6 protein-coding genes are annotated in these 6,785 nt (G+C 70.0%); 4 read left to right on the forward strand and 2 right to left on the reverse strand.

All coding sequences use genetic code 11. The features are described from left to right. Nucleotides 1-259: 259 nt before the first annotated feature. Entirely contained in the window at nucleotides 260-1,144 is an 885-nt protein-coding gene (ddaH, locus tag VF330_RS15755) for a dimethylargininase (protein WP_333783784.1), read from the reverse strand. 75 nt (nucleotides 1,145-1,219) lie between these two features. Between ddaH and VF330_RS15760 the strand changes: the two genes are divergently transcribed. From VF330_RS15760 to VF330_RS15775, 4 genes are all read left to right on the forward strand, one after another. Next, nucleotides 1,220-1,660 carry an Lrp/AsnC family transcriptional regulator gene (locus tag VF330_RS15760; protein WP_089948968.1) on the forward strand — a complete coding sequence of 147 codons (441 nt, stop codon included), beginning with the start codon at nucleotides 1,220-1,222 and terminating at the stop codon, nucleotides 1,658-1,660. Between the two features lie 9 nt (nucleotides 1,661-1,669). Further along, a complete protein-coding gene (locus VF330_RS15765) occupies nucleotides 1,670-2,410 on the forward strand; it encodes an enoyl-CoA hydratase (RefSeq protein ID WP_330852338.1) in 741 nt (246 codons plus the stop codon). A gap of 211 nt (nucleotides 2,411-2,621) precedes the next feature. Beyond that, complete coding sequence (locus VF330_RS15770; RefSeq protein WP_330852339.1) at nucleotides 2,622-4,460, forward strand: 2-oxoacid:acceptor oxidoreductase subunit alpha; 1,839 nt, start codon at nucleotides 2,622-2,624, stop codon at nucleotides 4,458-4,460. After that, nucleotides 4,457-5,506 carry a 2-oxoacid:ferredoxin oxidoreductase subunit beta gene (locus VF330_RS15775; RefSeq protein WP_330852340.1) on the forward strand — a complete coding sequence of 350 codons (1,050 nt, stop codon included), beginning with the start codon at nucleotides 4,457-4,459 and terminating at the stop codon, nucleotides 5,504-5,506. Before VF330_RS15770 ends, VF330_RS15775 begins: the two co-directional genes overlap by 4 nt. 81 nt (nucleotides 5,507-5,587) lie before the next feature. Here VF330_RS15775 and VF330_RS15780 read toward each other — a convergent pair. Beyond that, the coding region (locus VF330_RS15780; RefSeq protein ID WP_330852341.1) for a hypothetical protein at nucleotides 5,588-6,785 on the reverse strand (1,198 nt) is incomplete at its 5' end.

Consider the following 6,785-nt stretch of genomic DNA (forward strand, 5'->3'; position numbering starts at 1 on the left):
CGCGGCCGTCGAGCTCGGCGAAGTCGATGAGGAAGAGGTCCTCGGCGAGGCCCAGCTCGGCGAAGGCCCGGCTGCCCTGCTCGATGCCGGCCGCTACGGGCGCGGGGTCGAAGCCGGGGATGGAGTGCGGGTCGAAGCCGATGACGAGGATGTCGGGCATTCGCCGGAGGCTAGCCCTTTCCGAAGGCGGCCACAGCTGACGACGAAGGCCCCCGGCGTCGTTGACGGGGGCTTTCGAAGCAGACTGCGTGGGCGAGGTCTAGCCGCGCAGTTCCATCGTGCAGCACTTCGGGCCACCGCCGGAAGCACGCAACTCCGAGATGTCCACGAACACCGGCTCGAACCCGCGCCGGGCCACCTGCTCCGCCAGGTGCGTGGCCTCCACGGGCATGACGACGTGCTTGCCGTCGGACACGGCGTTCAGGCCGAGGCAGACGGCGTCGTCGGCGTTGGCGATCACGGCGTCCGGGAACAGGCGGCGCAGGACGGCCTGTGAGCCTGGCGAGAAGGCTTCCGGGTAGTAGGCGACCAGAGGTGTCGGGGACTGGTCGTCGAGCATGAACAGGGCCACGTCGAGGTGGTAGAAGCGCGGGTCCACAAGCTGTAGGGACACGACTGGGACGCCGAGGACCTCCTGCGCTTCGGAGTGCGCGTGGGGGTCGGTGCGGAAGCCGGTGCCCGCCAGCAGCAGGGAGCCGGTCCAGGTGAAGTCGCCCTCGGCCTCGTTCACGGCGGTCGGCATGACCACCGAGTTGTAGCCCGAGGACAGGAACCAGCGGCGGAAGTGGTCGGCCTCGGCTGCTCGCTGGGGGGCACGGAAGCGGGAGCCCAGGACTCGGCCGTCGATGACCGTGCCGCTGTTGGCCGAGAAGACCATGTCGGGCAGGCCCGGGACCGGGTCGATGACCTGGACCTCGTGGCCCAGGCGTTCGTAGGTCTCCTTCAGGGCCGTCCACTGCTCCACGGCCAGCGACGTGCTGGTGGGGCGGGTCGGATCCATCCACGGGTTGATGGCGTACTCCACCGTGAAGTACGTCGGCGGGCACATCAGGTACCGACGGGTCGTCGGTGTGCGCGTCGGCGCCAGGGGCGTGGCGATGTCCAGCGTGATCGGCTCGCCCGGCCCGGAGATGGATAGCGTCATGGATCGAAATGTAAATCCCGGGATGACCATCGAACAACGCCGCGACATTGCGTGATCTGGTGCAGAATGTTGCGTGTGGACAGCATCGACCAGCGAATCATTTCGTGCCTCATGGCCAACGCCCGTTCCAGCTACGCGGAGATCGGGAAAGAGGTCGGGCTGAGCGCTCCCGCGGTGAAGCGGCGGGTGGACAAGCTGCTGGACAACGGCGTGCTCAGGGGGTTCACGGCGGTGGTCGACCCCGAGGCGCTGGGGTGGGGCACGGAGGCGTTCGTCGAGGTGCACTGCAAGGGCAACGTCGCGCCGCACGACATCCAGCACCGGCTGGAGCCGATGGCCGAGGTCAGCGCCGCCTACACGGTGTCGGGGGCGGCGGACGCGATCGTGCACCTGCGGGCCGCGGACATCCACCACCTCGAGACGGCGCTGGAGCGGCTGCGGGCCGTCGAGATCATCGACCGGACCGTGTCCACGGTCGTGCTGTCCCGGCTCCTGGACCGGCCGCCGGCACCCTAGGGTGCGGGCATGGCTGAGGTTCTGCTGGAGCTCCGCGAGTCCGTCGCGGTCATCACGATCAACGACCCGGACCGGCGCAACGCGTTGACGGTCGACCTGTCGCAGCAGCTCGCCGACAGGGTGGCGCAGGCCGAACAGGAAGCCAACGCGCTGGTTGTCACGGGTGCGCCGCCCGCCTTCTGCGCCGGCGCGGACCTCACGCAGCTCGGCAGCTCCAAGGACGAGGGCCTCAAGAAGATCTACCTGGGTTTCCTGGCAGTGGCGAACGCCACCATTCCCACGATCGCGGCCGTCAACGGCGCCGCGGTCGGGGCCGGACTCAACCTCGCGCTGGCGGCCGACGTGCGCGTCGCGGGGCCGAAGGCGCGGTTCGACGCGCGGTTCCTCCAGCTCGGGATCCACCCCGGCGGCGGCATGACGTGGATGCTGCAGAGGATCACCGGGCCGCAGGTCGCGACGGCCATGACGCTCTTCGGCGAGATCCTCGACGCCGACCGGGCCGTGGCGCACGGGCTCGCCTACGCGAAGGCCGAGGACCCACTGGCGGTGGCCCTGGAGCTGGCGAAACACTCGGCCGAGGCTCCAGCCGGACTCGTGCGGACCATCAAGGCGACCATGCGCGCGACCGATGCAATGCACGACCACGCGGAGGCCGTCGAGACGGAGCTGCGGCCACAGGTCGCTTCGATCGACACTCCAGAGTTCGCTGCGAGGCTTGCCGCGATGAAGGCTCGGATCAGCGGACGTTAAGTGTTACCTTTGGTAACAGGTATTGAGGGTGACGTCGGTCGCATTCGGGTTCCCGCTGGTAGCACCGTGCTCTCCACCCGGCGGGGGATCCGTTGCGGCAGATGGGACAGTACGTCTCGCCCAGTGGTACACGGCCCGTCTCGCAGGCGGTCCTGGCGACTACCCTCGCGGTGGGGCACTGCCACCCTTGGAGAGAGGTATCGGCGTAGGAATGAGCACTGAGACCCGCAAGCTGGATCGCGTCGTGATCCGCTTCGCCGGCGACTCCGGTGACGGCATGCAGCTCACCGGAGACCGGTTCACGTCGGAAGCGGCGGCGTTCGGCAACGACCTCGCCACGCAGCCCAACTTCCCCGCCGAGATCCGCGCGCCACAGGGCACCCTGCCCGGCGTCTCGTCGTTCCAGCTGCACTTCGCCGACTACGACATCCTGACGCCCGGCGACCGCCCCGACGTGCTCGTGGCGATGAACCCGGCCGCGCTCAAGGCGAACGTCGGCGAGCTGCCGGACGGCGGCATCCTCATCGTCAACACCGACGAGTTCTCGAAGCGGAACCTGACGAAGGTCGGCTACGACGCGAACCCGCTGGAAGACGACTCGCTCGAGAAGTTCCAGGTGCACAAGGTCGCCATGGCGACCCTGACCATCGGCGCGCTGGAGCAGACCGGGCTCGGCAAGAAGGACGCGGAGCGCGCGAAGAACATGTTCGCGCTCGGCCTGCTGTCGTGGATGTACCACCGGCCGACCGAGGGCACGGAACGGTTCCTGCGCGAGAAGTTCGCGAAGAAGCCCGACATCGCCGAGGCCAACGTCCTCGCGTTCCGCGCCGGCTGGAACTACGGCGAGACGACCGAGGCCTTCGCCGTCACCTACGAGGTGGCGCCCGCGAAGCTCAACGTCGGCACGTACCGCCAGATCACCGGCAACACGGCCACCGCGTACGGCATCGTCGCGGCGGCGCAGCGCTCGAAACTGCCCGTCGTGCTCGGCACGTACCCGATCACGCCGGCGTCGGACATCCTGCACGAGCTCAGCAAGCACAAGAACTTCGACATCACCACGGTCCAGGCCGAGGACGAGATCGCGGGCATCGGCATCGCCCTCGGCGCGTCCTACGGCGGCGCGCTCGGCGTCACGTCGACGTCGGGCCCCGGCATCGCGCTGAAGTCCGAGACCATCGGCCTCGCGGTGATGACCGAGCTGCCGCTGCTGGTGATCGACGTGCAGCGCGGTGGCCCGTCCACCGGTCTGCCGACGAAGACCGAGCAGGCCGACCTGCTGCAGGCGATGTTCGGCCGCAACGGCGAGTCGCCGGTGCCGATCGTCGCGCCGCAGTCGCCGTCCGACTGCTTCGACGCCGTGCTCGACGCGTGCCGGATCGCGCTCAAGTACCGCACGCCGGTGCTGTTCCTGTCCGACGGCGCGGTCGCGAACGGCTCCGAGCCGTGGCTGATCCCGGACGTCGACGCGCTGCCGGACCTGTCCGTGGAGTTCGCGACGGACCCGGAGACGTTCCAGCCCTACTCGCGCGACCCCGAGACGCTCGCCCGTCCGTGGGCCGTGCCGGGTACCCCTGGTCTGCAGCACCGCATCGGCGGCCTGGAGAAGCAGGACGTCACGGGCAACATCTCGTACGACCCCGAGAACCACGACAGGATGGTCCGCCTGCGCCAGGCCAAGATCGACGGCATCGAGGTGCCGGACGTCGTGGTCGAGGACCCGGACGGCGACGCCAAGGTCCTCGTCGTGGGCTGGGGCTCGTCGTACGGCCCGATCGGCGCGGCCGCGCGCCGGGTCCGCAAGCTGGGCCTGCCGGTCGCGCACGCGCACCTGCGGCACCTCAACCCGTTCCCGAAGAACCTGGGCGAGGTGCTGGGCCGGTACGAGAAGGTGATCGTGCCGGAAATGAACCTGGGCCAGCTGGCGTTGCTGCTGAGGGCGAAGTACCTGGTGGACGCCGTGTCGCACACCAAGGTGCAGGGCCTTCCCTTCAAGGCGGAGGAGCTGCAGGACGTGCTCGCTGACGTGATCAAGGGGGTGTCGGCGTGACCGCGATCGACCTCGGAATCCCCGGCCTGACCGGCGTTCCGACCACCGACGAGAAGCAGACCGCCAGGGACTACAAGTCGGACCAGGAGGTCCGCTGGTGTCCCGGCTGCGGCGACTACATCGTGCTCAACACCATGCAGTCGTTCCTGCCGTCGCTGGGTCTCAAGCGCGAGAACATCGTGTTCGTCTCGGGCATCGGGTGCTCGTCCCGCTTCCCGTACTACATGAACACCTACGGCATGCACTCCATCCACGGCCGTGCGCCGGCCATCGCCACGGGTCTCGCCGTGTCGCGGCCGGACCTGAGCGTGTGGGTGGTGACCGGTGACGGCGACGCGCTGTCCATCGGCGGCAACCACCTGATCCACACGTTGCGGCGCAACGTGAACCTCAAAATCCTGCTGTTCAACAACAGGATCTACGGCCTCACCAAGGGCCAGTACTCGCCGACCTCGGAAGAGGGCAAGGTCACCAAGTCGACACCCGTCGGCTCGCTCGACCACCCGTTCAACCCGGTGTCGCTGGCGCTGGGCGCGGAGGCCTCCTTCGTGGGCAGGGCGCTCGACTCGGACAAGGCCGGTCTGACCTCGGTGCTGCGCCAGGCGGCGGAACACCGCGGCTCGGCGCTCGTCGAGATCTACCAGAACTGCCCGATCTTCAACGACGGCGCGTTCGACGTGCTGAAGGACGCGGACGAGGCGCAGCGGCGGATCATCAACGTCGTCGACGGGGAGCCGATCCGGTTCGGCCGCGAGGGCGAGTACTGCGTGGTGCGCGAGGGCTTCGGGCTCGCGGTCGCGAAGTCGGCGGACGTGGACGCCTCGGACGTCGTGGTGCACGACGCGTCGGACCTGAACCTGTCGTTCGCGCTCTCGCGGCTCTCGACGCAGGACCTCACGCACACCGTCACCGGTGTTTTCCGGCGGGCGGACCGGCCGACGTACGACGACAGCGCGCGGGCGCAGGTCGCCGAGGCCAAGGCCTCGAAGGCGGCGGACCTCGGCAAGCTGTTGCAGGGCAAGGACACCTGGACCGTGGTCGGCTGAGGCCGACCCCAGGACCCCAGGACTGACGGGAAAGGCCCCCACCGAACGCGGTGGGGGCCTTTCCCGTGCTCTGGAGAGGCGTCAGGGCGCCGGGCGGAACCCTGCCTTCTCCGCGTCCGCCTCCGTGCGGAACCACACGTCGGCGCGGGTGTCCCCGAAACTCGACGACCCCTCGGTGTAGTAGCGGCGGCCGGTCAGGGTCGCCTTCACCGAGAAGTCCGGTGCCGGGGCGTGGCCGTCCGACCTGGGCAGCACCGAGCCGGGACCGAACGGCGAGCGCGGGTTGAAGCCCTCCGGCTGCTGGAAGCGCGCCGAGCCCGGTGCGCCGTTCGGGCGGCCGCCGGTGGACGGCGAGAAGCCGACCGGGCGGGGACGGGCCGGCAGGGCGGGAGCCGGGGGCGCCTCCACCTTCGGTGACTCGAAGGCCTGGAACGCCGGGAAGCTCTGCTGCCGTTGCGGGGTGGTGCGGCGCGCCTCGCGGATCGGCAGGCCCGCGTCCGTCACGCGCTGCGGCAGGTCGGTCTGGACCACGGGCTCCGGTTCCGGCTCGGGCGGGGCGGCGAGCAGTGGCTCGTCGCTCGGCACGAACTTCGGGACGAACGGCTGGTCGTTGCTCGTGTCCGGCAGCGTGCGGGTCTGGCCGAGGGCCGGGAGCGGCTCGTCGGCGTCCAGCAGCGGCTCGAAGAGCGAACGGGAGCGTTCGGGCTTCGGGGCCGTCGCGGGAGGTGCCGGGGTCTCCGTGCCGTGCGAGAACGCGGCACCGACGGCACGCACCGAGCGTTCCTGGGTGTCCTCCACGTCGACGCGCGGCTCGAAGGCCGAGAACGGCGCGGGCGGCGGGGCTCCGGGGGCCGAGAACGGCTGCGAGTAGGTGTGCCGGGGCTCCCAGAGCTCGGGTTCCGGCTCGACGAACTCCTGCAGCACGGGTTCCGGCTCGTGGTGCTCGGGCTCGGCGTCCCGCTCCTGGTACGCGGGCTCCGGGTCCTGGTACTCGGGCTCCGGCTCCTGGTCGCGCAGGGAGTGGGCCGGCTCGGGCTCCTGGTCGCGCAGCGAGTGCGCGGACTCGGGCTCCTCGTCCTCGGCCTCGGTGTGCTCCTCGGACCGCGCCGGTTCGAGCACGCCGTTGCGCACGTGCGGGGCGTCCAGGTCGATCGGCTCGATCAGGCCGGTCTGCTCGGCGGGCGTCTCGGGCTCGGTGAAGCCCTCCAGGTCGCCGGAGATCTCGTCGCGCAGGCCGGGGTACTCACCGGTGACGTCGTTGTCGGGCCAGCTGCTCTCC

It is taken from the genome of Lentzea sp. (assembly GCF_036380075.1).
Classification (GTDB): Bacteria; Actinomycetota; Actinomycetes; order Mycobacteriales; family Pseudonocardiaceae; genus Lentzea.

Bases quoted from the DNA above. Each gene is read 5' to 3' on its own strand.
- VF330_RS15770 (WP_330852339.1), top strand. From the start codon at position 2,622: ATGAGCACTGAGACCCGCAAGCTGGATCGCGTCGTGATCCGCTTCGCC.
- ddaH (WP_333783784.1), bottom strand. From the start codon at position 1,144: ATGACGCTATCCATCTCCGGGCCGGGCGAGCCGATCACGCTGGACATC.
- VF330_RS15765 (WP_330852338.1), top strand. From the start codon at position 1,670: ATGGCTGAGGTTCTGCTGGAGCTCCGCGAGTCCGTCGCGGTCATCACG.